The organism is Curtobacterium sp. L6-1 (assembly GCF_018885305.1).
In the GTDB taxonomy this organism is placed as follows: domain Bacteria; phylum Actinomycetota; class Actinomycetes; order Actinomycetales; family Microbacteriaceae; genus Curtobacterium; species Curtobacterium aetherium.
Genome location: NZ_CP076544.1, coordinates 2,469,310 through 2,496,095, shown reverse-complemented (window position 1 = coordinate 2,496,095; position 26,786 = coordinate 2,469,310). Strand labels below are relative to the sequence as shown.

The 26,786-nt window shown below is 72.3% G+C and carries 25 protein-coding genes and 1 tRNA gene; 12 read left to right on the top strand and 14 right to left on the bottom strand.

The window, feature by feature from the left end:
• Positions 1 to 3: 3 nt before the first annotated feature.
• The 4 genes from KM842_RS11410 (at position 4) to KM842_RS11395 (ending at position 4,000) form a co-directional block, all read left to right on the top strand.
• Positions 4 to 585, top strand: a complete 582-nt coding sequence (locus tag KM842_RS11410; protein ID WP_253206109.1) for a TetR/AcrR family transcriptional regulator — start codon at positions 4 to 6, stop codon at positions 583 to 585.
• 158 nt (positions 586 to 743) lie between these two features.
• On the top strand, positions 744 to 1,763 hold the full coding sequence (locus tag KM842_RS11405; RefSeq protein ID WP_216258471.1) for a permease: 1,020 nt from the start codon (positions 744 to 746) through the stop codon (positions 1,761 to 1,763).
• A complete protein-coding gene (locus KM842_RS11400) occupies positions 1,750 to 2,601 on the top strand; it encodes a TIGR03943 family putative permease subunit (protein ID WP_216258469.1) in 852 nt (283 codons plus the stop codon). The genes KM842_RS11405 and KM842_RS11400 overlap by 14 nt, the downstream gene beginning before the upstream one ends.
• A 55-nt stretch (positions 2,602 to 2,656) precedes the next feature.
• A complete protein-coding gene (locus tag KM842_RS11395; protein ID WP_216258467.1) occupies positions 2,657 to 4,000 on the top strand; it encodes a hypothetical protein in 1,344 nt (447 codons plus the stop codon).
• A 45-nt stretch (positions 4,001 to 4,045) separates the two neighbouring features.
• Here KM842_RS11395 and KM842_RS11390 read toward each other — a convergent pair whose 3' ends face one another.
• The 3 genes from KM842_RS11390 to KM842_RS11380 form a co-directional block, all read right to left on the bottom strand.
• Positions 4,046 to 5,008: a helix-turn-helix transcriptional regulator gene (locus KM842_RS11390; RefSeq protein ID WP_216258465.1), complete on the bottom strand. Its 963-nt coding sequence runs from the start codon at positions 5,006 to 5,008 to the stop codon at positions 4,046 to 4,048.
• Between the two features lie 205 nt (positions 5,009 to 5,213).
• Positions 5,214 to 6,260: an NAD(P)-dependent alcohol dehydrogenase gene (locus tag KM842_RS11385; protein ID WP_216258463.1), complete on the bottom strand. Its 1,047-nt coding sequence runs from the start codon at positions 6,258 to 6,260 to the stop codon at positions 5,214 to 5,216.
• A gap of 111 nt (positions 6,261 to 6,371) precedes the next feature.
• Complete coding sequence (locus KM842_RS11380; protein ID WP_216258461.1) at positions 6,372 to 7,586, bottom strand: glycerate kinase; 1,215 nt, start codon at positions 7,584 to 7,586, stop codon at positions 6,372 to 6,374.
• A gap of 85 nt (positions 7,587 to 7,671) precedes the next feature.
• Here KM842_RS11380 and KM842_RS11375 point away from each other — a divergent pair, with 85 nt between their 5' ends.
• Entirely contained in the window at positions 7,672 to 8,514 is an 843-nt protein-coding gene (locus KM842_RS11375) for a formate/nitrite transporter family protein (RefSeq protein WP_216258460.1), read from the top strand.
• A gap of 141 nt (positions 8,515 to 8,655) precedes the next feature.
• Here KM842_RS11375 and KM842_RS11370 read toward each other — a convergent pair whose 3' ends face one another.
• On the bottom strand, positions 8,656 to 9,705 hold the full coding sequence (locus tag KM842_RS11370; RefSeq protein WP_216258459.1) for a GNAT family N-acetyltransferase: 1,050 nt from the start codon (positions 9,703 to 9,705) through the stop codon (positions 8,656 to 8,658).
• Positions 9,706 to 9,826: 121 nt separating this feature from the next.
• Positions 9,827 to 11,089, bottom strand: coding sequence for an MFS transporter (locus KM842_RS11365; RefSeq protein WP_216258457.1), 1,263 nt, complete (start codon positions 11,087 to 11,089; stop codon positions 9,827 to 9,829).
• 606 nt (positions 11,090 to 11,695) lie between these two features.
• Here KM842_RS11365 and KM842_RS11360 point away from each other — a divergent pair.
• The gene (locus KM842_RS11360; protein ID WP_216258455.1) at positions 11,696 to 12,256 is read left to right on the top strand and encodes a GNAT family N-acetyltransferase; all 561 of its coding nucleotides are present in this window, start codon (positions 11,696 to 11,698) and stop codon (positions 12,254 to 12,256) included.
• A 217-nt stretch (positions 12,257 to 12,473) separates the two neighbouring features.
• Here KM842_RS11360 and KM842_RS11355 read toward each other — a convergent pair.
• Positions 12,474 to 12,544 (bottom strand) — tRNA-Gly (locus KM842_RS11355).
• Between the two features lie 216 nt (positions 12,545 to 12,760).
• On the opposite strand from KM842_RS11355, the gene KM842_RS11350 reads away from it, so the two are divergent.
• Complete coding sequence (locus tag KM842_RS11350) at positions 12,761 to 13,834, top strand: DUF6177 family protein (RefSeq protein WP_216258453.1); 1,074 nt, start codon at positions 12,761 to 12,763, stop codon at positions 13,832 to 13,834.
• A gap of 1 nt (position 13,835) precedes the next feature.
• Positions 13,836 to 14,171 carry a hypothetical protein gene (locus KM842_RS11345; RefSeq protein ID WP_216258451.1) on the top strand — a complete coding sequence of 112 codons (336 nt, stop codon included), beginning with the start codon at positions 13,836 to 13,838 and terminating at the stop codon, positions 14,169 to 14,171.
• Positions 14,172 to 14,186: 15 nt separating this feature from the next.
• On the opposite strand, the gene KM842_RS11340 is transcribed toward KM842_RS11345, so the two are convergent.
• Genes KM842_RS11340 through dcd form a run of 3 tightly spaced genes read right to left on the bottom strand, consistent with a single transcriptional unit; the run spans position 14,187 to position 15,676 of the window.
• Positions 14,187 to 14,516 (bottom strand): HepT-like ribonuclease domain-containing protein, encoded by a 330-nt coding sequence (locus KM842_RS11340; protein WP_216258449.1) that lies wholly within the window; start codon positions 14,514 to 14,516, stop codon positions 14,187 to 14,189.
• Positions 14,513 to 15,037 (bottom strand): XRE family transcriptional regulator, encoded by a 525-nt coding sequence (locus KM842_RS11335; RefSeq protein ID WP_216258447.1) that lies wholly within the window; start codon positions 15,035 to 15,037, stop codon positions 14,513 to 14,515. Before KM842_RS11335 ends, KM842_RS11340 begins: the two co-directional genes overlap by 4 nt.
• 48 nt (positions 15,038 to 15,085) lie before the next feature.
• Positions 15,086 to 15,676 carry a dCTP deaminase gene (gene dcd / locus KM842_RS11330; protein ID WP_216258445.1) on the bottom strand — a complete coding sequence of 197 codons (591 nt, stop codon included), beginning with the start codon at positions 15,674 to 15,676 and terminating at the stop codon, positions 15,086 to 15,088.
• A 94-nt stretch (positions 15,677 to 15,770) separates the two neighbouring features.
• On the opposite strand from dcd, the gene KM842_RS11325 reads away from it, so the two are divergent.
• From KM842_RS11325 to KM842_RS11310, 4 genes are all read left to right on the top strand, one after another.
• Positions 15,771 to 16,919: a GNAT family N-acetyltransferase gene (locus KM842_RS11325; protein WP_216258443.1), complete on the top strand. Its 1,149-nt coding sequence runs from the start codon at positions 15,771 to 15,773 to the stop codon at positions 16,917 to 16,919.
• Positions 16,920 to 17,226: 307 nt separating this feature from the next.
• Positions 17,227 to 19,185 (top strand): bifunctional copper resistance protein CopD/cytochrome c oxidase assembly protein, encoded by a 1,959-nt coding sequence (locus KM842_RS11320; RefSeq protein WP_253206108.1) that lies wholly within the window; start codon positions 17,227 to 17,229, stop codon positions 19,183 to 19,185.
• Between the two features lie 57 nt (positions 19,186 to 19,242).
• A complete protein-coding gene (locus KM842_RS11315; protein ID WP_216258438.1) occupies positions 19,243 to 19,809 on the top strand; it encodes an RNA polymerase sigma factor in 567 nt (188 codons plus the stop codon).
• Positions 19,806 to 20,624: a hypothetical protein gene (locus KM842_RS11310; protein ID WP_216258437.1), complete on the top strand. Its 819-nt coding sequence runs from the start codon at positions 19,806 to 19,808 to the stop codon at positions 20,622 to 20,624. The genes KM842_RS11315 and KM842_RS11310 overlap by 4 nt, the downstream gene beginning before the upstream one ends.
• A 48-nt stretch (positions 20,625 to 20,672) precedes the next feature.
• On the opposite strand, the gene KM842_RS11305 is transcribed toward KM842_RS11310, so the two are convergent.
• The 5 genes from KM842_RS11305 to KM842_RS11285 all read right to left on the bottom strand — a co-directional run bounded on the left by KM842_RS11305 (position 20,673) and on the right by KM842_RS11285 (position 26,661).
• The gene (locus KM842_RS11305) at positions 20,673 to 21,011 is read right to left on the bottom strand and encodes a hypothetical protein (RefSeq protein ID WP_216258435.1); all 339 of its coding nucleotides are present in this window, start codon (positions 21,009 to 21,011) and stop codon (positions 20,673 to 20,675) included.
• Positions 21,012 to 21,200: 189 nt separating this feature from the next.
• Positions 21,201 to 22,319, bottom strand: a complete 1,119-nt coding sequence (locus tag KM842_RS11300; protein WP_216258433.1) for a substrate-binding domain-containing protein — start codon at positions 22,317 to 22,319, stop codon at positions 21,201 to 21,203.
• A gap of 107 nt (positions 22,320 to 22,426) precedes the next feature.
• Positions 22,427 to 23,719 carry a multiple monosaccharide ABC transporter permease gene (gene mmsB, locus KM842_RS11295; protein WP_216258431.1) on the bottom strand — a complete coding sequence of 431 codons (1,293 nt, stop codon included), beginning with the start codon at positions 23,717 to 23,719 and terminating at the stop codon, positions 22,427 to 22,429.
• A complete protein-coding gene (gene mmsA, locus KM842_RS11290; RefSeq protein ID WP_216262370.1) occupies positions 23,716 to 25,239 on the bottom strand; it encodes a multiple monosaccharide ABC transporter ATP-binding protein in 1,524 nt (507 codons plus the stop codon). Before mmsA ends, mmsB begins: the two co-directional genes overlap by 4 nt.
• Positions 25,240 to 25,641: 402 nt before the next feature.
• Positions 25,642 to 26,661 carry a LacI family DNA-binding transcriptional regulator gene (locus tag KM842_RS11285; protein ID WP_216258429.1) on the bottom strand — a complete coding sequence of 340 codons (1,020 nt, stop codon included), beginning with the start codon at positions 26,659 to 26,661 and terminating at the stop codon, positions 25,642 to 25,644.
• Between the last annotated feature and the right edge of the window lie 125 nt (positions 26,662 to 26,786).

Below are 26,786 nucleotides of genomic sequence, written 5' to 3'. Positions count from 1 at the left end.
CGCATGGCACGGAGCATCGACCTCGAGGAACGTCGGCGGACCGTCTCCGAGGCGGCGGGGCGGGTGCTGGCGCGCGACGGCCTCGGCGCCCTCTCCGTCCGGAACGTCGCAGCCGAGGCCGGGCTGCCACCGAGCACTGTCCGCTACGCCTTCCCGACCCAGGCGAGTGTGCGCGAACACGCCATCGCGCTGGTGTTCGACCGGACGCGGGAGCGGATCGCCGCGATCCCTGGAGACCTGTCGACGCGGGACCGGGTGCGGGCCGTGCTCGTCGAACTGCTGCCCCTCGACGAGGAGCGCGAGGTCGAACTCGACGTGTACCTCGCGCTCGGGAACGCGGCACTGACCGACCGGGAACTCCGCCCGACGCTCGACCGGGTCGTGGCCGAGATGCGGGAGTGGTGCGACCGGGTCCTCGTCATGCTCGCCGTGCCCGAGGCCGACCGGGAGTACGAGGCGAACCGGCTGCACGCCCTCATCGACGGGCTCGCGATGCACGTCGCACGACTCGCTCCGGGTGCGGCGGGGGACTGGGCCATCGCCGTCCTCGACCGCCACGTCGACGGGCTCGTCGCCGGCAGCTGACGCACCCGCCCGCCGGGCCGCACCCGCCCGCCCGCCGGGCCGCACCCGCCCGCCCGCCGGGCCGCACCCGCCTGCCCGCCGGGCCGCACCCGCCCACCGGACCCGAGCCGCGCCTCCCGGTCGGCGTCCACAGCGCCACGGTCGCCTATCCTGTCCCGGTGACGAGCAGCCCGGCCCGCCCCGTCACGACGCGCTCCCGCAGCCTCACCGGTCCCGGTCTGGTGCTCGCAGCCGTCGTGGCGCTCCTCGCCGTCCGCATCGTCTCCCCGGCGGTCGGCACCGCGGGCCTGCCGGACGTGCTGCAGGACTTCCTCACCCTGGCGATCAGCGTCGTCGTGGAATCGCTGCCGTTCGTCGTGCTCGGCATCGTCCTGTCGATCGTCGTCGAGGTCTGGGTCCCGCACGGTGTCCTCGAGCGGATCCTGCCGACCCGCCCGATCCCCAGGCGTGCCGTCATCTCCCTCATCGGCATGCTCTTCCCGGTGTGCGAGTGCGGCAACGTCCCGCTCGCCCGGGGCCTCATGCTCCGCGGCTTCACCCCGGCCGAGGCGGTCACGTTCCTCGTCGCCGCCCCGATCCTCAACCCGCTCGTCATCATCAGCACCGCGCAGGCGTTCGGTTGGTCCGGGTGGATCCTGCCGGCCCGCATCGTCGGCGGCTTCGTCGTGGCGAACCTGGTCGGCTGGATCGTCGCGGCCCACCGCCGTCCGGCCGACCTGCTGCTGCCCGCCTTCGAGGCCCGCTGCCGCGCGGCCGTCGGGGCGCCCCGGGTGGCCAACCGGTGGCGGGAGAGCGCCTCGCACTTCGGCGGGGAGACCGCCACGATGATGCCGGCGCTGTTCGTCGGTGCGGGGCTGGCCGCCGCGATCCAGGTCGCGGTGCCGCGGAGCACCCTCGTCGCGGTGGGCTCGAACCCGGTGCTGTCGGTGCTCGCGATGATGCTCCTGGCGATGACGGTGTCGCTCTGCTCGAACGTCGACGCCTTCTTCGCGCTGTCGTTCGCGTCGACCTTCCTGCCGGGGTCGATCACCGCGTTCCTGATCATCGGGCCGATCATCGACGTCAAGATGATCGCCCTCCTCCGGACGACGTTCCGCGCGCGCTTCCTGGTGCTGCTCGCCGTCGTCTGCGTCATGTTCGCCGCGACCGTCGGGTTGGTGATGAATGTCCTCGTCTGATCAGCCGTCGCGCGAGCACACCGCGCACGTGCACGAGCACGCCGACACCCGACCGGGTCGGGCGGACCGCACCGCGATGCGCCGCACCCTCCTCGGGCTCGGCTCGGTCCTCGCCGTGGCGCTCGGCACCCTGTGGCTCGGGGTCGCCGACCACCTCGACCTGTACATCAACCCCCGGTACGCGACCTTCACGCTCGTGCTCGCCGCCGTGGCCGTCCCGGCGTCGGTCGCCGGTCTCCTCGTGGTCGCCCGCCACGGCACGCACGCGCACGACGGGGACCCGGAACCCCGGCCGGGAGGCGGTGGTCGCCTCCTGCACGTCGTCCTCGGCTCGGTCGCGGCGCTCGTCACGGTCGGCACCGTCCTCGCGATGCTCGTCCTGCCCCCGTCGACCCTCTCCGCCCGCACCGCCCAGCAGCGCAGCGTGGGGTCGGCCTCGCTGTCCGACGCGACCGGGGCGGGGGCTCCGGTCGCGCTCCTCGGCAGCGAGTCGGTCGACACGTCGGAGTACGGCGTGAAGGACTGGGCGGCCCTGATCCGGCAGACGACCGACACCACCGCGCTGGTCGGTCGGAAGCTGACCCTGACCGGCTTCGTCGTACCCGGCTCCGACGGCACCTTCACCCTCACCCGCTTCGTCGTGAGCTGCTGCGCGGTCGACGCGCAACCGGTCGGTGTCGGCGTGACGACGGACGGCAGCGAGCCGCAGGAGAACCAGTGGGTCCGGGTCGAGGGCGCCCTCGCCGCGAACCCGGACACCGCCTCGGACGCCCGGCTCGTGATCCGTGCGGCGAAGGTCACGCCGATCGACGAGCCCTCGGACCCGTATGAGTACTGAGACGCGTCCACGCCGCCCGGTCACGCACCGGTTCCGCCGGCGTTTCGTGACGGTCGTGACGGTCCTCGCCGTGGTCGCCGCGCTCGCCGCCGCCGCCGGGTCGCAGCAGGGGCCGCGCCTCCGCTCGGTGTCCTACGACGCCGGCGACCTCGTCACGCGTCCGGCCCAGCGGGTCATCCTCACCGCGAACCAGGCCGTGCAGCGGGTGCCCGCGTCCGCCGTGCGGGTCAGCCCGGCGGCACCGTTCTCGGTCACCTCGAGCGGCAACACGGTCGCGGTCGAGTTCGCCGGCCCGCTCGCGTACGACCGCGACTACACGCTCACCGTCCGCGACGTGCGGGCGCCCGGGCAGTCGGCGGCGTCCGAGCTCCGCACGACCATCCGGACGGGCAACACCGACGTCCTCGCCGTGGTGCCCGGGGCGGACGGGCAACCGGACAGCATCGTCCGCCGCAGTCTCGACGCCGCCGGGTCCAGGACCGTGTACCGGGCGCGCGGGATCACCGAGTACGCCGTCCTCGCCCGCTCGCTGGTGGTGCTCCGCGACACCGGCCGAGGGGGTTCCGCCATCGACGTCGTCCCGCTCGCACGCGGGGTGCAGGACGAATCCGTGCCGGTGGAGCGCATCGCGATGCCGAGCTCCGTCGGTTCGGCGAAGGCACTGCACGCGGCCGACGACGGCTCGTCGTTCGGGTTCGTGTACGCCGACACGTCCTCGGGTCGGAGCGAGGACGTCGGCCTGTACGTCGTCGACCTGACCGGCACCCACCAGCCGGAGCCGGTGGCCGCGGACGGCGAGCCGACCCCGGGCGCGACGCCGATCTCGGTCGCCCAGTGGGCGTACGTCCCGCGCACCGCGAGCGCACTCGTCCGCACCGGGACCGACGACCTGGTGCTCGTCGACATGAGCGGCCGCACCGACGCCGTCCGCCTGGGGTCCGCCACGTACCTGCACGGCTTCGTCGGCTCCGGTACGACGGCCGTCGTCGAGACGGGCACCGGCATCGTGCAGCTCGACCTGACGAACGGCGAGCGCACCGACCTGCCGGCGCCGGCGGCGAGCACGGCCACGAGCTACCTCGGTCGCATCGCGCCGATCGCGGACGACCGCTACCTGCGGGTGGTGGGGTCGGTGCGCCCGGACGGCACCCTGTCGGCCCGGCTCGTGCGCGTGGACGGGGAACGCGCCTCCCGGCTCGCGGTGACCGTGCCGGACGACGCGAGCATCACCGCGGTCTGCCCGTCGCCGAACGGGCAGTTCGTCGCCCTGGCGACGCAGTCGGCGGACGGGGCGCTCGTGAGCGTCGTCGACGCCACGTCGGGGGCGCTCGAGGCGTCGCTGGCCGGCACCGCGATCGACTGGTGCACGGCGCTGCCGACGGGCGACGAGGTCGGCTGAGCCCGGTCGGCGGATGGACCGTCCGACCGGTCGCGCGGCGTCCGGCTAGTGGCGCAGCGTCCGGCGCGGGTACTCGCCGAAGCGGCGCAGGTACTCGCCCGAGAACCGCCCCATGTGGGTGAAGCCCCAGCGCGCGGCGATCTCCGCGACGGACCCGGTGCCGGGCTCGGCGGCCAGCAGGTCGGCACGCACGCGGCGCAACCGGATCTCGCGCAGGTAGTTCATCGGCGTGCGGTCGAGCGTCCGCTGGAACGACTCCTGGAGCGCCCGGACGCTGAGGTCGGCAGCACGGGCGATGTCCGACACGCTCAGCGGCTCGGCGGCGTGCTCGTGCAGGAACTCCACCGCGGCGCGCAGCCGGTTGTTGCGGCGCTCGCCGTAGCCGTCGGGCAGGACCTCGCCCTGGAAGCGGTAGAGGCCGAACAGCGACCGGGCGACGTCCCGCTGCGCCTCGTGCCACGCCAGCGACGACGAGCCGTCGGTGCGCAGGGCACGGACGGCCGAGGCGACCGAGCCGCGCCAGGACTCGACGGCGGCGGCGGACGGCGGGGTCGTTCGGTCGAAGCCGAGGGTGCCGTCGACCAGGAACTGCTCGGCGGCGACGTCGAGTACGAGGTCGCGGCTGAGGTGCACGAGTCGCTGGTCCCAGTCCTCGTACTCCATCGCGAAGCGTCGCTCGATCGGGAAGAGCGTCGGGACGCCCGGTTCCATGCGGACCTCGTCGCGGCCGACGTCGACCCGTGCCCGACCGGAGTCGATCCACTGGACGACGACCTCGTCCTCGACGGCCACGTCGCCGCGGAGGAGTCCGTGCATCTGGGAGCGGCGGATGCTCATCGTCTCGTCGCCGACCCCGACGTACTTGTACCAGTAGTCGGTGTCGATGCGGGAGGAGTGCCAGGAGCGCCCGGCGTACATGCCGGCGAGGTCCTGGATGGCTCCGCCCGTGTCCGTGCCCGACACGGCGACGAAAGCGCCGTGCGGTGCTGGTGTGCCGGGATTCGTCATGTCCGCCAGCCTCCCCCTCCCGGGGGGTCGGACGCGAGCCTTCCGGCGCGGTGTGCCCCGGTCGACGGCGTTCTTCGGACCTTCCGTGCACGACGTGGAGGGTGCGGTCAGCCGTACGACGACGGACGGGAGGCCCGTCACCAGCTGGTGACGGGCCTCCCGTCCGGTGCGTCCCGGCTCGTGGTCGGGACCCGCGTGCCGTGCGTCAGGCCAGCGTCGCCGCGTCGATGACGAAGCGGTAGCGGACGTCCGAGGCGAGGACGCGCTCGTAGGCGTCGTTCACGTCGTCCGCGCTGATCAGCTCGGTCTCCGGCAGGATGCCGTGCTCGGCGCAGAAGTCGAGCATCTCCTGGGTCTCCTGGATGCCGCCGATGGACGAACCCGCCCAGCTGCGACGACCCGGCAGCAGCGCGAAGGCGGGGACCTCGAGCGGCTCGGACGGGGCGCCGACGTTGACCATCGTGCCATCGACCTTGAGCAGGCCGAGGTGCGCCGCCATGTCGATCTTCGCCGAGACCGTGTTGATGATGAGGTCGAACGAGCCGCGGAGCTTCTCGAACGTCTCCGGGTCCTTCGTCGCGTAGTGGGCCTTCGCGCCGAACTTGAGCGAGTCCTCCTGCTTCGAGGTGGTCTGCGACAGGACGGTCACCTCGGCGCCGAGCGCGGCGGCGATCTTGACGCCCATGTGACCGAGGCCACCGAGGCCGACGATCGCGACCTGCATGCCAGGGCCGGCGTTCCAGTGGTGCAGCGGCGAGTAGAGCGTGATGCCGGCGCAGAGCAGCGGTGCGACCTTCTCGATGTCGAGCGACTCCGGGACGCGGAGGACGAAGTCCTGGTCGACGACGACGGCCTGCGAGTAGCCGCCCTGCGTGATGGTGCCGTCGGCGCGGTCGACCGAGGCGTAGGTGCCGGTGTTGCCCTTCAGGCAGTACTGCTCCTGGCCGGCGAGGCACTGCTCGCACTCGCGGCAGGAGTTCACCATGCAGCCGACGCCGACGAGGTCGCCCACGGCGTACTTCGTGACGTCCGAGCCGATCTCGGTGACGTGGCCGACGATCTCGTGGCCGACGACCTGCGGGTACTGGATGTCGCCCCATTCACCGCGGACGGTGTGGATGTCGGAGTGGCAGATGCCGGCGTAGGCGATGTCGATCATCACGTCGCCCGGCAGGAGGTCGCGGCGCTCGATGGTGGTCTTGACGAGCGGTTCGGTCGCGGACGGTGCCGCGTACGCGTTGACGGTGCGCAAGGGTCTCCTCGTGGGGGTGGGAAGGCGGACCAGAGCGGTCCATCCTCGATCCTGCCCTCGGCGGGTGCCGGGAGAGGGGTACCGATGGAGCACCCCTCGCGGCCCGGTCCGTCACGCCCCGGGCGCGCCCTGCATGCGGGCCAGCCGCCGACCGGCGATGCGGGCGAACCGCAGCGGGTCGCGGTGGGCGTCGTCCGGCGCACCGGTGGTCTGGGTCGCGATGACCGTCAGGGAGGCTGCACTCGCGAAGGCGCCGACCGGCGCCTCGACCGCACCGGCCACCAGGGCGACCGGTGTGCCGAGGTGCTCGGCGACGGCGAGGACGACCGCCGGTGCCTTGCCCGCGCTGCTCTGGCCGTCGAAGCGGCCCTCGCCGGTGACGACGAGGTCGGCGCGTGCGACCGCGTCGGCCAGACCCACCGCCTCGGCGATCGTCGTCGCGCCGCTCGTGATCATCACGCTGGGCCCGGGCACGTCGGCGGCTGTCGGGACGGCTCCCGTGCCGTCGGCCGCCGTCGCCGGGCCGGCCCCCGTGTCGTCGGCGGCCGCTGCCCGGGTCCGGCCCGCGGTCGCGCCCCACGCCAGCAGGCCGAACCCCGTCCCGCCCGCGGCGCCCGCTCCCGGTGTCGACGGGTCGACCTCGGGGAAGCACGCGGCCCAGCGTCGGAGGCGCTCCTCGTGCGCGGCGAGCCGGTCGGGCGCGACCCCCTTCTGCGGCCCGAACACCGCGGCCGCCCCGTGGACGCCGAGCAGCGGGGAGGTCACGTCGCTCAGCACGACGACGCCGAGCGGCGGCAGCGCCCGCAGCCCGGTCGGGTCGACGGGAGGCACGTGGTCGAGCACCGCACCCCCGGTCACGTCCGACTGGGCTCCGGTCCGCAGCCCGAGGGCCTGCAGCGCGCCCACCCCGCCGTCCGTCGAGGCGCTGCCGCCGATGCCGAGCAGCAGCCCGGTCGCCCCGGCGTCGAGCGCGGCGGCGATCGCCTGCCCGAACCCGGTGGTGTGCGCCGTGTCCGGGCGGAGGGCGTCGAGGAGCGTCAGGCCGCTCGTCGCCGCGAGCTCGACCACCGCGCGCCCGTCCGGCAGGCGCAGCCACGCGGTCACCACCGGTCGGTCGTCGGGTCCGGTCACCGTGACCGCGACCCGCTCGCTGCCGGGGACCGCCGCGGCGACGGCGTCGAGCGTGCCCTCGCCGCCGTCCGCCATCGGGACGAGGACCAGGTCGTCGTCGGGACGTTCGTCGTGCCAGCCGGCGGCGACTGCCGCGGCGACACCGGGGGCGGATGCCGTGCCCTTGAACGAGTCCGGAGCGATGACGACGCGCATCCCGTCACGCTACCGGGGCGCGCGTCGGGGACAACCCGGCGTCCGTGGTGGTCGCCGACGGCGTGGGACGCCTACCGTCCCCGCCATGACCGACGACCGCCGACGTGAACTCGGCTCCAGCGACGCACCCGTGGAGGACGAGCTCGCCGAGTCCTTCGACGCGACCCTCGAGGAGGGCGCCGAGCGGCTGCAGCGGACCACCCGGGCGGTCCTCATCACCGGGTTCTTCGGCGGTCTCGAGGTCGGCCTCGGCGTCATGGCGTACCTCGCCGTCCTGACCGAGACCGACAGCCACCTGCTCGCCGGCCTGGCCTTCGGCATCGGCTTCATCGCCCTGCACCTGGCGCACAGCGAACTGTTCACCGAGAACTTCCTCATGCCCGTCGCCGCCGTGGTGGCCCGGGAGGGGACCGTCCTGCAGCTCGTGAAGCTCTGGGGCGGGACCCTCCTCGCGAACCTGGCGGGCGGTTGGCTCTTCATGTGGCTCGTCGTCCAGGCGTTCCCGCAGTGGCACGCGACCCTGGCGGAGTCCGCCCGGCACTTCACCGACGCGCCGTTCGGCCTGCAGAGCATCGTGCTCGCCGTCCTCGGTGGCAGCACCATCACGCTGATGACCCGCATGCAGCAGGGCACCGACTCGGACCCGGCGAAGCTCGTGGCGGCCGTCGCCGGCGGGTTCCTGCTCGCCGGCCTGCAGCTCTTCCACTCGATCCTCGACTCGCTGCTCGTCTTCGGGGCGATCCAGGCCGGCGAGGACATCACGTACGGGCAGTGGCTCGGGTGGTTCGGCTACACGCTGCTGTTCAACGTCCTCGGCGGGCTGGTGCTCGTGACGGCGCTGCGGCTGCTCCGCACGAAGGAGCTCATGGAGGACCGGCGGCGACGCTCGCAGGACGACCCCGAGCGCGCGGACCACGAGCAGGACTGAGCCGCCCGCGGGCGTGCTGCTCGACGAGCAGGGTGCGCTCGCCGCGGACGCCAGCGACCGGGCGGTCGCTGCTCCGACGACGCCACCGCCGATGACGACGCGGTCGTACGGGCGGGGCGCGGGAGCGGACGTGCCACCAGGCTACGGCGCGCCCGGCCCGCTCGACCCGTCGGGGGACACCCCTGTGGAGGACGGCCGAGGAGCGTCCGGCGTGGAGGTGTCCGGTGTGCCGGGCATGCCCGGCCACCCGGTCGGGGTGACCCACACCAGGGACGACACCACCGTGCGCCCGCTCGCGAGGGCGTTGCGCAGCGAGGGCGTGTTGTCCGGGTGGACGTGCCCCCAGAGCACGTCCGGTGCCTCGGCGGGCAACCGCTGTGCGAGGTGCTGGAGGACGGCGGGGCCGTACCCGCGGCGACGGTGCTCGGCGTCGAGGGCGATCTCCTCGACGCCGAACCCGGTGAAGCCGTACGCGTCGTCACGAGCGGCCGCGACGACGCCCGCCGTCCGGCCCTCGACCACGACGTCGAACAGCAGGCCCTCGTCGTCGGCGTCGGCGAGGTCGTCCGCGCTCGCCGGTGTGGCCCACTCGTCGAGGTCGGGACGGGAGCGCTGCACCTCGGCGTAGATGCCCGCGACCCGTGCTGCGGCGGCCTCCGGCGTCGACCGGACGAGTTCGACGGCGGAGGAACGAGCAGTCCGCGCCCGAGCGTTCACCGCGGTCACGGACCCCGCCACGACGAGTTGGTCCGGCGCGGAGGTGAACGGCGCTCCCGCGAGTGCACCGGCGCTGCGTGCGTCCCCCGGCAGGTGCACGCGGAGGCAGCGCGGTGCGAAGGCCTCGTATTGGACCAGGACCTCGGCGAGCTCCGCGATCCCGGTGGCGTCCGGCGTGACACTCGTCGCGATGACGTCGACGAACGGCTTCGTGACGTCGCGCCCGCGGAACCGGATGCCGGTGACCGCCCATCCTCCGGAGGAGAGGGAGAGGTGTCGGTTCGCCCAGAGCAGCGGGTCGGCGACGGGGAGCTGCACCGCGTCGCGGACGGCACCGCCCCACGCCGCGTCGCCGACGAGGGCGAGGCTCGGTTCCGCCCACCGGGCCAGTTCCTCACGCCAGGCCGGGTTCCAGCTCGGGAGCTCTGCCGGCGACCACACCTCGAGGGCCGCCCGGACGTCTGCGTCGATCATCGAGGCCGACCATAGGGGCACGCGCCGACCAGCCGCAACGGTCGAGCCGGAGCCGGAGCCGGAGCCGGAGCCGGACCTGGAGCCGGGCCCGGACCCGCCGGTGACGCGAGGCGGGGTCGGGTCACGCCTCCAGGTCGGCCACGGACGCGATCTGCACCCGGTCGGGCAGGCCGTCGACCGCCGCTCGCCATGCCCACGCCGCCGCGGCGAACACGACCACGCAGACGACCCACAGCACCCAGGGGAAGCGGCTGTCGAGCAGCCCCAGGGTGAGCGGGAAGAGCGCCATCCCGACCGAACCCGCCGTCTGGAACACCCCGATCGCCCGCCCGCGGACACGCGGATGGGGCGCCTCCGCCATCACGGCGTTCGCCGCCGGGAGGGACAGCATGTCCGCCACGGCGAGCACGACGGCGGTCGCGCCGACGTACACCCACGCGACGACGCCGTGGAGCGGCGGGAGGAACACCAGGGGTACCACCGTCGCGGCGGTGAGGAGCGCGCCGGTGCCGATGAGCCGGCTCCGCCGGATCCCGGCGACGCGCCGGGTCACCGTCGTCTGGAGGACCGCGCACAGCCCGGTGGCGACGGCGAACTGGACGGGGGCGACTGCGGGAGGCATGCCCCACCGCTCCACGAACAGGACGCTCAGCGCGACGTTCGGGAGGACCATGGCCGGCCCGACGAGGAACTGGCCGAGGGTGATGAGCCGCATCGACCTGTCGGCTGCGAACGCCCGGAGGGAGCCGCCCGTCCCGCGACGGTCGGCCGAGCCGGTGGCCGCCGCCCTCCGCGTCCCGGTCCGCTGCGTCGCGAAGACGACCGCGGCGACGACGCTCGTGACGACGTTGGCGAGCACCAGCCAGCGGAGCCCCTGCTGGCCCTGTGCGAGCGTGACGGCGGCGACGACCGCCCCCGCGCCCAGGGCCGCGGCCTTCGTCGCCTCGAGGAACGCGAACCACCGTTCGAAGGGGCGGCCGTCGGCGAGGTCGTGGACGTACGCCGTCCACGAGGTCCAGTAGAGCCGCTCCGACGCGTTGGCGAGGAAGATCGCGGCGAAGACCGTCGCGGGGTCGTGCGCGACGAGGTAGAGCGTGAAGCCCGCCGCCGACAGGAGGTTGTTGAGGATCATCGACGCCTTCGCGCCGAACCGGTCGGTGAGCACGCCGCCGACCAGGCCGATCGGGAGCGCGATCAGCGAGCCGACGGTCGAGAGCACGCCGATCAGGGCGAGCGGCACGTCGGTGGTGAGGGTGAAGTAGACGATCGACAGCGGGAGCGTCAGCCCGGCGCCGATGGTGTCGGTGAGGACGGCGAACGTCACGAACCGGTGGTCACGGAGGGTGGAGAGCGATGCCCGGAGTCGGGCGGGAGCGAACAGCACGGAGTGGTCCCAGGAGTCGTCGCGCGGCCGGGTCGGCGGCGCGGGCGTGCAGGAACTCCGTGAGCGGGAGGCTCACGGAGAGGAGGCGCCGTCGCTGGTGCGTCGGCTCAGTGCTGCGTTGCCATGACTCCGGGGGTGGTCTGCGGACTCGTCGCCCGAACGCTACCCGTCCTCGGGTCGCACCGCCACCGTCGGTGCGGCCCGGAGAGCGTCGTCATCCTGGACGAGTCGCCGACGGCGGCTGGATGCTCGGCGGGGCCATCCTCGACGAAACGATGCTCGGACGCGTCTGATCGTCACCAGCTCGTCACGCGCCGACGGTGAGCACGACAGTGTGCCGGGCTGCCGGGCTGCCGGGCTGCCGGGCTGCCGGGCCGCCGGGTCGCCGGGTCGCCGAGCCGCCGGGTCGCCCCGCCTGCCGCGCCGGGCGGTGGAGGCGCAGCGTGACCGTCGTCAGCCGGCCCAGCTGCGCTCGCACTGACGAAGACCGCCCTCGTCACCGATCGTCGGAAGTGGACCATGCCCCTCCACGAGCACATCGGTGTGGACGAGCGCTCTCCGCACCGTGGAACGGAGACAGGCCGGACGACCTGCGAAGCTCGGACCATGTCGTGGCCGCGAACGGTTCCCCTGCAGACGGACCGCCTCTCCCTGGAGCCGCTCGCCGTGGGCCATGCGATCGAGATGGAAGCCGCGCTGGCACCTCCAGACCTCTACCGGTTCACGGGCGGACAGTCTCCCACCCTGCAGGAACTCCAGTCGCGCTACGCCCGCCAGGTGCAGGGCCGGTCCGAGGACGGGAGCGCCGGGTGGCAGAACTGGGTCATCCGGCCTGCTCGCGGCGGTCCGGCCATCGGTTTCGTGCAGGCGACGCTCACGCAGGACGGCACCGACCTCGTCGCCGACCTCGCCTGGCTCGTCACGGCATCCGAGCAGGGCCGTGGTCTCGCGGGAGAGGCTGCGTCTGCAGTCGTGACGTGGCTGACCTCCATCGGCGTGCGGCACCTGCGAGCCGCCATCCACCCCGATCACCTGGTGTCGGCGCGCGTCGCCCAGCGGCTCGGGCTCGAACCGACGCTCACGGTCGTCGACGGCGAGGTCCTCTGGGCCGCCGTCGTGGCCGCTGATCCCCACGGACGCGAGATCGGGCAGGCAGTCGGTCGGTGACCGGACCCTCGTCAGGGCGATCGTGCTCCGCAATCCGGTCGGATCCGTGTGTCGGCCGGGTCGTTGCCAGCCGAGCGCTGGTGTGGGCCTGCGGCCGTGGCTGCGCCGGGACGACGCCGCGTCGACGAGCGATGGACGGCACTGCCACGACGGACGACACTGCGTCGAGGAACGACACTGCGTCGACGAACGACACGCTCGGAGAGGGATGATCCAGAGCGAGTGACGGGAATCGAACCCGCGCTACCAGCTTGGGAAGCTGGAGTTCTACCATTGAACTACACTCGCGCGCCCCGGCGAACGGGACCGCACCAGCCTAGCGGATGATCCGCTGGATGCCAGCCGGACGTCCGCGCACCGCTCGAGGCGGACGCGAGCCGCGCCTCCCGGCCGCCCCTGTCTCTGTCCTGTGAGCCGCCGTTCCCGACGGACACTCCCGGACGGCGTGTGTACCGTCCAGGGGGATCCGCAGCGCGCCAGCAGACCGACCCGAGGAGGCCCAGGATGGTCAGACATCCCCTCATCGACGACGTGGTCGGACCGGCCATCGTGGTCGATTCGAGCGCCCCTGTCGTGTGGCTCACCGACTCCCTCGACGCGCTCCTCCGTCGCGCCTCGGCCGCCGGACGCACCGTCGTGCTCCGCACCGGCCAGGAGGCTGCGCTCACCCCCGCCCTCCGGCACGCGCTGGGTGCGCACGGCGCCGCATGGGCCGTCCGCGGCACCGACGGCGCTCTCCGCGACGGCCGGACCGGTGTGTCGGCCGCGGGCATCGAGGACTTCGTCGAGCAGGGCCCGGAGCTGCTCGGAGAGCCGGCGCCGGAGCACCGGCAGGCGACGGGCTCGGTCCGGCAGATCAGCATCGACCTCACCCTCCGGCACCACGACGAGCGCACGGTCGACATCGGCTCGGCGATCGAGGCGCTCTGCGACACCGTGGGAACCTGCCCGACGCGGTGGGGCACCTCGGAGCCGCTCGCCTCGGCGTGGGACCGCTGGGTCGTCACGCAGTACGCCAAGCACGAGTCGCCCGGCATCAGCACGTCGTACGCGGTCGGGGACGGGATCTCCGCCACGATGACCGCCCACCTGACCGACGAGGTCGTCGTCGAGACGCTGTCCGCGGTGCTGACGGTGCCCGAGGGCGGAGCCGACCCGGAGCTCGCCTCCCGTCTGCTCGACGCCGTGCACCGGGTGGCGGGTGACGTCGAGCCCGTGTTCGGGGTGGTCATGCAGCGCCGTGGCGACGCCGACCACCTCGTCCGCGCGGTCGCCCACGGCGAACCGGAGCCCCTCGCCGTCATCGTCGGCCCCGAGGCCGTCCGCTTCCTCGACCGCGGCGGCGAGTGGCCCCCGGTCCGAACGACCACCGAGTCCTTCGCGGGCGAGGTCGGCGAAGGACTGGTCGTCCGGTTCCAGGACGGGTGGACCGCCCTCGAGTCGTTCCTCGACCGCATCGACGAGGACCGCTTCCTGCAGCTCGTCGGCGGCGCGCCCCTTGACCCGGCGCACGACGACGGAGCACTCGGACCGCACGCGATGCAGCACGGCGGACAGGGGTCACAGGGTGCCGCGTGAGGTGACGCTCCTCTGCCGTGGCGAGGTGCAGGTCCGCGACGTCGCCGAGGCACTGCTGCTTCACGACGACGCATGGGGCGTCCGGGCGCTCGACGACGGCCCGATGATGCAGGTCTGCCGTGACGCCACGCACCCGGTCATCACGGTGCTCGGGGTCCGCCGCGTGGACACCGCCGAGGAGGTCGAACGGCTGCTGCCGGACGCCCCCGCCATGTCGGTGCCGCTGTGGTGGGTCGACACCGTCACCCCCTACAGCGCAGACGGTGAGGCCGGGGTCTCGGCAGCGCTCGAGGCGTCGCTCGACCTCGATGCGGTGTGCGTCGTGCACGGGGACTGACCGCCGCCGCACCGATCAGCCGCAGCGGGCCCGCATCCGGAGCGCCGCTTCGCAGAGCACCGGCACGTCCGTCCGGGCGGTGCTGAGCAGGACGGACGCCGGGGTGTCGCACGGTCGACGCGTGAGCCGTTCGGCGAGGGCGGACACCTGCGCCCAGGGGATCGCCGGTTCGCGGGCCGTCACGGCCGGCGGGAGGGACCGGACCGACGACGCGATGTCGATCAGCCGCATCCGGACGGCGTCGTGCACGACCGTCTCGGGCAGGGTCGGGTCGGCCACGTACTCCTGGATCCGGCGGCAGGCGAGGAGCACGTCGTCGAGCCGCTCCTGCGGTGTGGGGCTCACATCGGCACGGCCCGGTCGAGGACGTCGCTCGTCAGGGCGTCGGCGGCGAGGACGTCGACGCGCACCCCGAGCAGCTGTTCGGCCGCTTCCTGCATCCGCATGAGCGAGAAGATGCCCGCGGGCGGTTCCAGGTCGACGACGAGTTCGACGTCGGCGGTCCAGTCCTCGGTTCGCACGCGGTCGCCGTGGCCGAGCAGCTGGCGGACCGCGACGGCGCCGTGGCGCTCGAGCAGCGCGACGAGGTCGTCCCGGTGGCGGGCCACGAGTTCGCGGAGCGGTGCGGGTTCGGCGACCGGCTGCAGGTCGATCGCGGTGCGGAAGCCCGCCGCGAGCAGGAGTCGCTGCAGTGCGGCGAGCGAGGGCTCCCGGCGGCCGTTCTCGTACGTGCTGATCACGCTCTGGGTGACCCCGGCGCGGGAGGCGAGCTGGACCTGCGTCAGGTCCGCGCGCAGCCGGGCCTCACGGATGATCGCGGCGGCGGAGAGCGTCGTCGGCGACGCACGGAGGTGTGCTGGCGGCATGACGCTACGATACACAGGATTCCGTATTTCGCACGCCGATGTCTGGTGTCACTCGGAGGTGCGCGAGACGTCCGCCCGGTGGAAGTTCTGCGCCGAGCGCGACGGAGTCGGCCCGCGCTGTCCCTGGTACCGCGACTGGTACTCGGCCGATCCGTACGGCTTCTCCGCCGGACTCGACAGCTGGAAGAAGCAGAGCTGGCCGATCTTCATGCCGGGCCACAGCTTGATCGGCAGCGTCGCCACGTTCGACAGCTCGAGCGTCACGTGGCCGGAGAAGCCCGGGTCGATGAAGCCGGCGGTGGAGTGGGTGAGCAGGCCCAGGCGTCCGAGCGAGCTCTTGCCCTCGAGGCGTGCCGCGATGTCGTCGGGCAGCGTGACGACCTCGAACGTCGACCCGAGCACGAACTCGCCGGGGTGCAGGACGAACGCCTCGTCGGGGTCGGTCTCCACCAGGCGGGTCAGCTCGGGCTGGTCCTCGGCCGGGTCGATGTGCGGGTACTTGTGGTTGTCGAACAGCCGGAAGTACTTGTCGAGTCGGACGTCGATGCTGGACGGCTGCGTCAGCGCCGGGTCGTACGGGTCGAGCCCGATCCGGCCCTGGTCGAGCTGAGCAGTGATGTCGCGGTCGGAGAGCAGCACGGGGGAAGCCTAGCGGCCGCGTCCGGCGCACCGGTACGCTGGTCGGCTGCCCGGTTCCCGACGACGACCGACCCGGGTGGCGGGAGGAACGACCATGACCACATCCGCCACGACCGCCCCCGAGGTGGTCGAACTCACCGTCCCGCGCACGATGGACGACGACCCCGACGCGGTCCGCGCCTTCGCCGAGTGGCTCGCCGTCTCGGACACCGCCGAGATCGCCGTGCACGGGCTCGACGAACTGCGCTGGACCCCGGCCGAGTACCTGCCGACGTGCCACGAGCCCGGAGCGCCGAGCCGCCTGTTCGTCGTCCGCGACGCCGACGGCACCACGGTCGCGGCCGGGTCGTACGACACGAAGCAGGAGCCCGGCACGACGAACTGCTGGCTCTCCGTCGCCGTGCGCCCGGACCACCAGCGTCGGGGGATCGGCACCCTGCTCGCCGACCACCTCGAGGCCGTCGCCCGTGCCGACGGCCGCACGCAGTGGAAGACGTACGCCGTCTCGCGCCAGGTCGGCGTCGGCGGGGGGCCGGGCTTCCTGGCCGCCCCCACCGGCGCCGGTGTCGTGCCGGAGGACGAGGCCGCGGTCCGCTTCCTGAGCGGGCGCGGCTGGCGCTTCGGGCAGGTCAACCGGATCAGCCGGCTCGCGCTCCCCGCCGACCCGGACAGCCTGCGGGCACTGCACGACCGGGCAGCGGCCGCCGCGGGCGACGCGTACCGCGTGCACAGCTGGACCGGGCCGACGGCGGACCGCTGGCTCGCCGACCTCGCGCTGCTCGAGACGCGGATGAGCACCGACGCCCCCGAGGGCGACATGGCCGAACCCGAGGACGTCTGGACCGCCGAGCGCATGCGCGAGCACGAGACAGAGCTCGCGGCCGCGCCCCGGCACATGCTCACCGTCGCGGTCGAGCACGTCCCGAGCGGGACCCTGGCCGGGTTCACCCAGCTCGCCGTGCCGCACGATGCCAGCCGTCCCGCGATGCAGTGGAGCACGCTCGTGCTGCGGGAGCACCGCGGTCACCGACTCGGCTGGCTCCTCAAGGTCGTCGGCATCGAGACACTGCAGCGGGAGTTCCCGGGGCGGCCGTCGATCGTGACGTTCAACGCCGAGGAGAACCGCCCGATGCTCGACGTCAACGAGGCGGTCGGCTTCGTCGGTGTCGGCAGCGAGGGCATCTGGGAGCACCGCACCTACACCGCGACGGACACCGACGCCGCGACCGACACCGGTCGCTGAGCCGCCGTCGTCGGTACCCGGCCCCGCGCCGGACGGGTGCCGACGGCGGGCGGTGGTCCGCGCCTCCAGGCCGGTGCCGCGGACCACGTCCGCGCCCCAGCGCGACGGGCTGGGAACCGCCCGGACCCACATGGCGGGTCCAGACCAGCGCGCCTACGATGGAGGGTCCGCGGACCGCGGACGGAACCGACCCGAGACAGGTATGGCCGTCACGTCACCCCAGCCCCGCCCGGACGCCGCCCCTCAGCCGGGAGGCCCGGCACCGGAGACCGCGCCCGTCACCACCCGCACGTCCACCGTCGCGACCGTGCTGGTGATCGCCCTGCCGGTCGTCGTCGCCTGCGCGATCCTCGGCATGACGGTCACCGGGGCCTTCACCGCGAACCAGCAGCTCGTCTCGGCGGGCGATGTCGTGCAGTTCGGCCTGGTCGCCGCCCGTGGTGTGCACGACGGCGTCGCCGCACTGACCATCGGCCTGCTCATCGTCGCCGCGTTCGCGCTGCCCGCGCAGAAGGCCGACCACGGCGCGATGTCGTCCGTGCAGCACCGGGCAGCGCGCTGGGCTGCGATCTCGGGGGCCGTCTGGTTCCTCGCCGCGGTCGCCGGCATCGTCCTGACCGGTGCGAACACCCTCGGGGCGCCGCTCACCAGCCCGGTGTTCGCCCGCAACTTCCTGCTCTTCGCGTTCCAGGTCGAGATCGGGCAGTCGCTCGTCGTCTCCGCCGCGGCCGTGCTCGTCGCCACCGTCGTCGCCGCGCTCGCCACCCGGGCCACGACGCTCGCCGTCGCCACCGTCGCGTCGCTGTTCGCCCTGCTGCCGCTCGCCCTGTCCGGGCACGCCGCCGGGTCGCTCGAGCACGCGAACGCCGTCAACTCGCTCGCCGTGCACCTGGTCGGCGTGTGCGTCTGGGCCGGCGGGCTCGTCGCCGTCGTGCTCCTCCGTGCCCGGACCAAGGGCGCCACCGGCCGCGTCGTCGCCCGGTACTCGACGCTCGCCGGGTGGGCCTTCGCCGCGGTCGCGTTCTCGGGCATCGTGAACGCGCAGCTGCGCCTGACCGGGCCGCTCGACCTCGTCACGACGCCGTACGGGTGGCTCATCACGACGAAGGCCACGATCCTCGTGCTGCTCGGCGTCGCGGGCGTCGTGCAGCGTCGGAAGCTCGTGCCCGGCCTGCTCCGTGCGCCGACCGACCGCCGGCTGTTCGTCCGCTTCGCCCTGGCCGAGATCGTCTTCATGGCGGTCGCCATCGGGGTCTCGGTCGCCGTGTCCCGCAGCCAGCCGCCGATCCCGCAGACACCCGAGACCGGTGCCGACACCCGCTCCGGGCTCATCGGTTACCCGTACCCGCCCGAGCAGACCATGCAGACCTACCTGTCGCACTGGCACGTCGACTGGATGTGGCTCGCGCTCGCCCTCGTCGGGGCCGGCTGGTACCTGTGGAGCGTCCGGAAGCTCAAGCAGCGCGGCGACTCCTGGCCGGTCGGGCGCACCATCGCCTGGCTGCTCGGCTGCGCCGTCTTCATCTGGACGACCTCGGGCGGCCCGGCCGTCTACGGCATGATCCACTTCTCGTCGCACATGGTCCAGCACATGCTGCTCATGATGTTCGTCCCGCTGCCGCTCGTGCTCGGCGGGCCGGTGCTCCTGGCACTGCGGACCCTGCCCGTGCGCAACGACGGGTCCCGCGGCACCCGCGAGTGGCTCATGCTCTTCGTGCACTCGCGGTGGATGCAGTTCCTCGCGAAGCCCGCGGTGGCCGGTGTCATCTTCGCCGGATCGCTCGTGGTGTTCTACTTCACGCCGGCGTTCGAGTACGCCATGCAGTCCCACGAGTGGCACATCGTGATGATCGTGCACTTCGTGTTCAGCGGGTACCTCTTCTTCTGGGTCTTCGTCGGGATCGACCCGGGTCCCCAGCGCCCGCAGTACCCGATCCTCATCATCGCCCTGCTCGCGACCCTGGCCTTCCACGCCTTCTTCGGCGTCGCCGTGATGACCTCGCAGGAGGTGTACGCCGTCGACTGGTTCCACGCGCTCGGGCAGACGAACGACACCGCGCTCCTGGCCGACCAGCACGTCGGCGGCGGCATCGCGTGGGGCGCGTCCGAGCTGCCGATGGTGTTCGTGGCGCTGCTCGTCGTCCGCAACTGGGTGCGGTCGGACGAGCGCACGGCCAAGCGCAAGGACCGGCAGGCCGAGCGCGACGGCGACGCCGAGCTGAACGCGTACAACGAGCGCCTGTCGGCGATGCAGCGGCGCGACTGATCTCCGACCGGCAGCGCCAGGACGGAACCTTCCGGGCGCTGCCGGACACTCCAGGGCATGAGGACCGGAAGCGGCGACGACGCCGAGGACTGGGCGGCTGCGGGCCGCGGTGACGGCGAGGCCTACGGCCGCGTCTTCGACCGCCACCGCGGCCGGGTACGACGGCACGCCATGCGGCTGGTGCCACCCGAGGTGGACGTCGAGGACGTCGTCGCGGTGGTGTTCCTCGAGGCGTGGCGTCGGCGGCGCACCGCCCGGCTCGTCGACGGCGACCTGCTCCCGTGGCTGCTCGTGACGGCGACGAACGTCGCGCGCAACGCGACCCGGGCGACGATGCGGCACCGACGCCTCCTCGCGACGCTGCCGCCCGCCGAGCACGCGCCCGACCCCGCCGACCGGCACGACGACGGCGCCGCCGTCGCGGCCTTCCGTCGGCTGTCGGTCGCCGACCAGCAGGTCCTCGCACTCTGCGTCGTCGCGGGGCACCGCGAAGCCGAGGCGGCCGCCGTGCTCGGCGTGCCGATCGGGACGGTCAAGTCCCGCCTCTCCCGCGCCCGGAAGCGCCTCGGCGCCCAGTTCGCGGAGCACCCAGCCGTCTCGACGACCAGCGGAGGACACCGATGACCACCACACCCCGCGACCGCGCCCTGCGCGCCCTGCTCGTCGACCGCGTCGAGCGGTCCGTGCGCCGCCGCCGCTGGCTCGTCCCCACCGTCGGCGTCGGCGCGTTCGTCGCGGCGGGCGCACTGACCGCCGGGGCCCTCGTCGGGACCGGTCTCCTGCAGCAGTCACTCGCACCGGAGGACGCGGCCGCCCTCGTCGGCACGGGCGCGGCCGGTGACGTGACCCTGCTCGGGACCCCGGTCGCCCGGGTGTCGGACGGTCCGACGAGCCTCACGCTGCCCGGGCGGCCGTCCGGTGCGCAGCACGTGGCCGTCGGCCTGCAGTGCGCGCCGACCGGCACCGCGTCCGTCACGGTCGCCGACGGAGCACCGACGACCGCGGACTGCGGCACCTCGGTCATGCTGCCGGTCCGCGCGGACGCAGCAGGCCGGCCGACCGTGCGGGTCGAGCACGAGGGGCCGATGACCGTCTGGGCGTCGTGGGCGCGCCCCGACCCGGTCCCGGGGCCGTCGCCCCAGCAGCAGGCCGCCCTCGAGGACGGTGTCGTCACCCGCTCCGAGTACGTCGCGGCCTGGGACCGGTACGTCGGGTGCATGCGGGCATCCGGGCACCCCATCGACCTGGGTCCCGAGCAGCCCGTCGTCTTCGCGATCGGGATCCCGGTCGAGGCCGTCCAGGCCGACGGTCGGTGCGGGGCGTCCGAGCTCAGCGACGTCGACTCGATGTGGCAGAACGAGCACCCGGACGCGCAGCAGTACACACCCGCGGCGGGAGCGCGGTACGACCCGGCGACCGACCCCGAGTACGCGGGATAGGCGCCGGCCGCGGTGTGGACGACTCGCCGGTCGGGAGGCGGGCGATGGTCAGGGCAGGTCGTGCGGCCCCCGCCACTCGCCCCAGCCGAAGCGGCTCTCGGCGATGAAGTCCTGCAGTGCGCCCTGCACGTGTCGACACATCTCCTCGGGACCGTCGTCGAGCCAGATCCCGCCGGACGCGCCGCGTTCGCCGCAGATCCGCCACCACACGACCGCGCTGTTCGTCTCGACCAGGTCGTCCGGCTGGAGCTCGTGCCCCCACGGGTCGTCCGCGGAGGTGAGGTTGTACCGGGTCGCACGGAGCTCGTCCGGGCGGAGCATCTCGCGGAACACCGGTTCGAGGAGCGCCACGACGGCACGGACCTCCATCACCTCGTCTGCGGACACGGGGGAAGGGTACCCGTCTCGTGGCGGAGCGGGACGGGGCGGGGTCGGTCGCGGGGCGGGGCGGGCCGGACCGGCCTGGAGGCGCGGGGCGGGCCTCCAGGCCGGGACCGGCGGGCGAGGGGCGCGGCCGGGAACGAGGGAGGGCCCCGTCGCTGACGCGACGGGGCCCTCCTGCTGTGCCGGGGTGGCTCAGCCCTTCTTGGCGAGCGCCTCGAGCGTCTCGTCGTTCTTGTACGCCTCGACGGCGTTGTCCTTGGTGACGAGGACCGGGGTCAGCTCGACGGTGGGGACGACCTTCTTGCCGTTGTCGTTGTTCTTGTCGTTCACGGTCTCCGGCTTCTTGCCGTCGGCCAGGTCGGACACCAGGTCGATCGCGGCCTGGGCCTCGTCGGTGGTGTTCTTGTAGATCGTCGAGTACTGCGTGCCCTTCATGATGAGGGGGATCGACGCGGTCTCGGAGTCCTGACCGGTGACGACGGGGGTGTCCTTGCCGGCGGCCTTGGTCGCGGTGAGGATGGCGCGGGCCAGGGTGTCGTTCGGGGAGAGGACGCCGTCGAGCTCGGTGTCACCCGTGTAGTACTGAGCCAGGAGGTCCGTCATGCGCGACTGGGCCTTCTGGGCGAGCCAGCCCTGCGTGGCGACCTTCTGGAACGTGGTCTGACCCGAGGTGACCTTGAGCGTGCCGTCGTCGATCTTCGGCTGCAGGACGTCCATCGCACCGTTGAAGAACACGGTGGCGTTGGCGTCGTCCGGCGAACCGGCGAAGATCTCGACGTTGTACGGCTTGTCGCCCTTCTTCTCCTCGAGGCCCTTGAGGAGCGCCTGCGCCTGGAGCTGGCCGACCTTGAAGTTGTTGAACGCGACGTAGTAGTCGACGTTCTCGGTGTTCAGGATGTTGCGGTCCCAGGCGATGACGGTCGCGCCGGCGGCCTTGGCGGCCTTCACCTGCGAGCCGAGCTGCGAACCGTCCGCGGCACCGATGATGACGGCCTTGGCACCCTTGGTGACCATGCCCGAGATCTGCGACTGCTGGTCCGGGACCGGGCTGCCGGCGTTGGCGTACTGGATGTCGGCCTTGAAGCCGGCGTCCTCGATCGACTTCTTGAACGCGGCGCCCGCGAGGACCCAGTTCTGCGAGGTCTTGGCGGGGAGGGCGACGCCGATGAGGTCGCCCTTCTTGATGGTCGAGCTGGAGCCGGAGCCCGAACCCGAGCCGGAGCCCTCGGAGTTGCCACGGGCCGAGCAGCCGCTGAGGGCGAGGCCCGCGATGAGCGCCAGGCTGACGCCGGCGACGATCTTCTTGCGCATGTGATTGCTTTCTCTTCGTTGAGGAGGTGGGGCCGGGGCCCCGCTGTGGTGGATGGGCCGTACCGGGTGTCCCGGCGGTCGGTCACCCGACCGCCGGGAGGCCCGAGCTAGGGGAGGGTGACCTTGTCGGGCTGGTCCTCGATCGAGCGCGGCTGCTGCGCGGACACCGTGTTCTGCTCGGTGTCCTTCCGCTGGAACTGCCGCATCATGCCGCCGATGAGGGACGGACGGCCCTGCGACTTCGAGTAGACGTCGAAGGCGACGGCGACGAGCAGGACCAGACCACGGATGATCTGCACGCGGTTCGACTCGAGGCCCATGAGCTGCAGACCGTTGGACAGCAGCGCCATCACGAGGCCACCGATGATCGAGCCGGAGATCGTGCCGACACCACCGGCGACGGCGGCACCACCGACGAACACGGCGGCGATCGCGTCGAGCTCCCAGCCGGTGCCGTCCGCGGGGCCCGAGGCACCGGAGTAGGCGACGAACACCATGCCGGCGATCGCGGCGAGGACCGACATGTTCATCATGACGAAGAAGTTGACCTTCTTCGCGGAGACACCGGACAGGACCGCGGCGTTGGCGTTGCCACCGACGGCGTAGACCTGGCGACCGAAGATCGTGTTCTTCGTGACGAAGCCGTAGATGATCGTGAGGACACCGAGGATGATCGCGACGATCGGGACCGAGGTGCCGACCGGACCGGCGGCGAACAGGTAGGTCGCGAACAGCGTGACGGCGACGAGGATGCCCGTGCGGACGATCGAGACCCACAGCGGCGGGACCTCGGCCTGCATCTTCTTGCGGCGGGCACGGCCACGCGCCTCGATGATGATCAGCGCGGCGATGGTGGCCAGACCGATGATGAGCGTGCCGTTGCTGAAGCCGAAGTCGGGGCCGAAGTCACCGAGGAAGCCGGCGCCGATCGGGGTGTACTCGTCCGGGACGGGGACCGAGGTGGACGAACCGATGATCTGGTTCGCACCACGGAAGATGAGCTGGCCGGCGAGGGTCACGATGAAGGCCGGGACCTTCACGAAGGCGACCCAGAAGCCCTGCCACGCTCCGATGAGTGCACCGATGGCGAGACCGAGGATGATCGCGGCCCACACCGGGAAGTGCCAGACCGCCATGGACTGCGCCACGACGATGCCGACGACCGCCGCGACCGAACCGACCGACAGGTCGATGTGACCGGCGATGATCACCATGACCATCCCCAGGGCGAGGATGAGGATGTAGGAGTACTGCAGGAACAGGTTGATCACGTTCGTGGGCTCGAGGATGAGCCCGTTCGTGGTGAACGAGAACAGGGCCAACAGCACGACGAGCGCGATGATCATGCCGTACTGGCCGATGCTGTTGCCCTTGCCGAAGAGCAGTTTCAGGTTGTTCATGAGACGGTGGCGCCCTTCCGCGCGGAGGTCATGCTGCGCATGAGGGATTCGGGGTCGGCCTGGTCGGCCGGGAGGTCAGCGGTGATCTGGCCCTCGAAGATGGTGTAGATCCGGTCGGAGAGACCGAGGAGTTCGGGGAGCTCGGACGAGATGAGGATGATGCCCTTCCCCTCCGCCGCGAGCTGCTGGATGATCCCGTAGATCTCGAACTTCGCACCCACGTCGATGCCGCGGGTGGGCTCGTCGAGGATGAGGATGTCCGGGTCGGTGAACATCCACTTCGACAGGACGACCTTCTGCTGGTTGCCGCCGGAGAGCTTGCCGACGTTGTCCTCGACCGAGGGCACCTTCGTGCGGAGCATCTTCCGGTACTTCTCGGCGACCGAGTACTCCTCGAGGGAGTCGACGACCCCGCCCTTGGAGATCTTCCGCAGGTCGGCGGCCACCGTCGAGCGCTTCACGGTGTCGAGCAGGTTGAGGCCGAGGGCCTTGCGGTCCTCCGACACGTAGCCGAGGCCGTTGTCGATCGCCTGCTGGACGTTCGTGACCTTGATCTCGCGGCCGTCCTTGATGATCTGCCCGTCGAGCCAGGTGCCGTACGAGCGACCGAACAGGCTCATCGCCAGCTCGGTGCGGCCGGCGCCCATGAGGCCCGCGAAGCCGACGATCTCGCCCCGGCGGACGTGGAAGTTCGAGCCCTTGCAGACCAGACGCGAGGAGTCGAGCGGGTGCTGCACGGTCCAGTTGCGGACCTCGAAGAAGGTCTCGCCGATCTTCGGGGTGCGGTCCGGGAAGCGCGACTCGAGCGAGCGGCCGACCATGCCGCGGATGATCCGGTCCTCGTTGACGCCGTCCGCCTTGACGTTGAGCGTCTCGATGGTCTTGCCGTCGCGGATGATCGTGATCTCGTCGGCGATCTGCTCGATCTCGTTCAGCTTGTGGCTGATGATGATGCTCGAGATGCCCTTGGCCTTCAACCCGACGATGAGGTCGAGGAGGTGCTGGGAGTCGTTCTCGTTCAGGGCGGCGGTCGGCTCGTCGAGGATGAGGAGCTTGACGTCCTTGTGCAGGGCCTTGGCGATCTCGACGAGCTGCTGCTTGCCGACACCGATGTTCTTGATCTGCGTGTCCGGGTCGTCGGCCAGGCCGACGCGGGCGAGCAGGTCCTGGGCGCGCAGCTGGGCGGCGGTCCAGTCGATGCGACCGAAGCGGCCGGGCTCGTTGCCGAGGAAGAGGTTCTCCGTGATGGAGAGCTCCGGGATCAGCGCCAGCTCCTGGTGGATGATGACGATGCCGGCCTGCTCGGACTGCTTGATGTTCGAGAAGCGGACTTCCTCGCCCTCGTAGACGATCTGGCCCTCGTAGGTGCCGTAGGGGTAGACACCCGACAGCACCTTCATCAGCGTGGACTTGCCAGCGCCGTTCTCGCCGCAGATCGCGTGGATCTCGCCGGCTCGGACGCTCAGCGAGACGTCGGAGAGCGCCTTCACACCAGGGAACTCCTTGGTGATGGAACGCATCTCGAGGATCGTCTCGGGAGCGGTGATCGAACGGGTCTCGAGCCCGCTTGCGATCGGGTCGTGACCCTGTGGGGTTGACGCCACGGTGCATCTCCTTCTGCCGCTGCGATGCGGCAGTCCTTCGGTGGTTCAGCTGCGGCATCCGAAGGGCACGAGGGTGCGTGCGGACTTCGTTGTCGCGTCCGGTGTCCCCCGTGTGACGGTCCATGTGAACGGTCACATCGCGGAACGGAGGTAATCCTACGCACACGCTCGGGAGGACTGTCAATTCGGTTCGGTCGCGTTTCGGTAACGCCCTGCGCACCATCCGCGCGTCGTGGCCCCGGTGGCCCCCGGGTTGGGGACACGCGCGGGCTCCGCGACCGGCTCGGACCCCACCGAGGGCGGCCCGATCCGCGGCGGTCAGCGCTTCCGCGGGGCTCCCGTCGAGCCGCGGACGACGAGCTGCGGCACGATGTCGATCGGTCGGAGCAGGTCGTCGCCGCTGGGCAGCAGGATGTCCACACTGCGCCGACCGAGCTCCGCGAAGTCGACCTGCACGGTGGTCAGCGGCGGCCAGAAGTGCTTCGCCTCGGGGATGTCGTCGTACCCGACCACCGACAGGTCGCCCGGGACGTCGAGCCCGTACGAGCGCGCGGCGTGCATGACCCCGAGCGCCATCGCGTCGTTCGAGCAGAACACCGCGGTGCAGTCCCGGTACCGCAGGAGCTCCCGGCCCGCGTGGTAGCCGAAGTCGGCCGTCCAGTCGCCGAGGACCGGGGGCTGCACGGGCTTGTCGCGGTCGGACATCTCGCGCAGGAAGCCCTGCATGCGTGCGTCCGCCTCGATCCAGTCCTGCGGCCCCGCGATGTGCCGGACGTACTCGTGGCCGAGGTCGAGCAGGTGCGCCGTCGCCAGACGTGCGCCCTCCATCTGGTCGACCCAGAGGGCGGTCGGGTCCTCGCCCACGCTCGAGCGCATCGTCACGTACGGCGTGCGGACCCCGAGCTCCTCGAAGAGGTCGAACACGCGCTGCTGCGGTGCGATGACGACGATGCCCTCGACGTCCTGGTCGAGCAGGTGCCCGAGCCCGTCGCGCACCGCGGCATCGGTCGGTTCCGCGATGTTCGCCGTCGTCACCGAGTACCCGCGCAGGACCGCCGCGTCCTCGATCGCCTGCAGCGTCACGGTCGGCCCGTAGTGCGACCGCTGCGCCGTGAGGACCCCGATCGTGCGGGTCTTGCTCGTCACCAGGGCGCGGGCGGCACGGTTCGGTCGATACTGCAGTTCCTCCATGGCCGCGAGGACACGGTCACGCGTCTCGGCCCGGATCGCGTCCGAGTTGTTGAGGACCCGGGAGACGGTCTGGTGCGAGACACCCGCGACCCGCGCGACGTCGCGGATGCTGGGGGACCGCGGCTGCTGTGCCCGCGTGGTCGCCATTGCTGCTCTCTCCCGCTCGGGTCCGCGGCACGCCCATGTGCACGTTCACATCCCGAGCCAGATCATTATGCACGGCTCGCGGGTCGGCGCCACCTGAGGGAACGGCGAGGACCGCCGGACGGGAG

Excerpts from the sequence above, each read along its gene's own strand:
- KM842_RS11400 (WP_216258469.1), top strand. The coding sequence starts at position 1,750 with ATGTCCTCGTCTGATCAGCCGTCGCGCGAGCACACCGCGCACGTGCAC.
- KM842_RS11325 (WP_216258443.1), top strand. The coding sequence starts at position 15,771 with ATGACCACATCCGCCACGACCGCCCCCGAGGTGGTCGAACTCACCGTC.
- KM842_RS11300 (WP_216258433.1), bottom strand. The coding sequence starts at position 22,319 with ATGCGCAAGAAGATCGTCGCCGGCGTCAGCCTGGCGCTCATCGCGGGC.
- mmsB (WP_216258431.1), bottom strand. The coding sequence starts at position 23,719 with ATGAACAACCTGAAACTGCTCTTCGGCAAGGGCAACAGCATCGGCCAG.
- KM842_RS11335 (WP_216258447.1), bottom strand. The coding sequence starts at position 15,037 with ATGCCGCCAGCACACCTCCGTGCGTCGCCGACGACGCTCTCCGCCGCC.
- KM842_RS11410 (WP_253206109.1), top strand. The coding sequence starts at position 4 with ATGGCACGGAGCATCGACCTCGAGGAACGTCGGCGGACCGTCTCCGAG.
- KM842_RS11390 (WP_216258465.1), bottom strand. The coding sequence starts at position 5,008 with ATGACGAATCCCGGCACACCAGCACCGCACGGCGCTTTCGTCGCCGTG.
- KM842_RS11285 (WP_216258429.1), bottom strand. The coding sequence starts at position 26,661 with ATGGCGACCACGCGGGCACAGCAGCCGCGGTCCCCCAGCATCCGCGAC.
- KM842_RS11380 (WP_216258461.1), bottom strand. The coding sequence starts at position 7,586 with ATGCGCGTCGTCATCGCTCCGGACTCGTTCAAGGGCACGGCATCCGCC.
- mmsA (WP_216262370.1), bottom strand. The coding sequence starts at position 25,239 with ATGCGTTCCATCACCAAGGAGTTCCCTGGTGTGAAGGCGCTCTCCGAC.
- KM842_RS11370 (WP_216258459.1), bottom strand. The coding sequence starts at position 9,705 with ATGATCGACGCAGACGTCCGGGCGGCCCTCGAGGTGTGGTCGCCGGCA.
- KM842_RS11350 (WP_216258453.1), top strand. The coding sequence starts at position 12,761 with ATGGTCAGACATCCCCTCATCGACGACGTGGTCGGACCGGCCATCGTG.
- KM842_RS11360 (WP_216258455.1), top strand. The coding sequence starts at position 11,696 with ATGTCGTGGCCGCGAACGGTTCCCCTGCAGACGGACCGCCTCTCCCTG.
- KM842_RS11315 (WP_216258438.1), top strand. The coding sequence starts at position 19,243 with ATGAGGACCGGAAGCGGCGACGACGCCGAGGACTGGGCGGCTGCGGGC.
- KM842_RS11310 (WP_216258437.1), top strand. The coding sequence starts at position 19,806 with ATGACCACCACACCCCGCGACCGCGCCCTGCGCGCCCTGCTCGTCGAC.
- KM842_RS11375 (WP_216258460.1), top strand. The coding sequence starts at position 7,672 with ATGACCGACGACCGCCGACGTGAACTCGGCTCCAGCGACGCACCCGTG.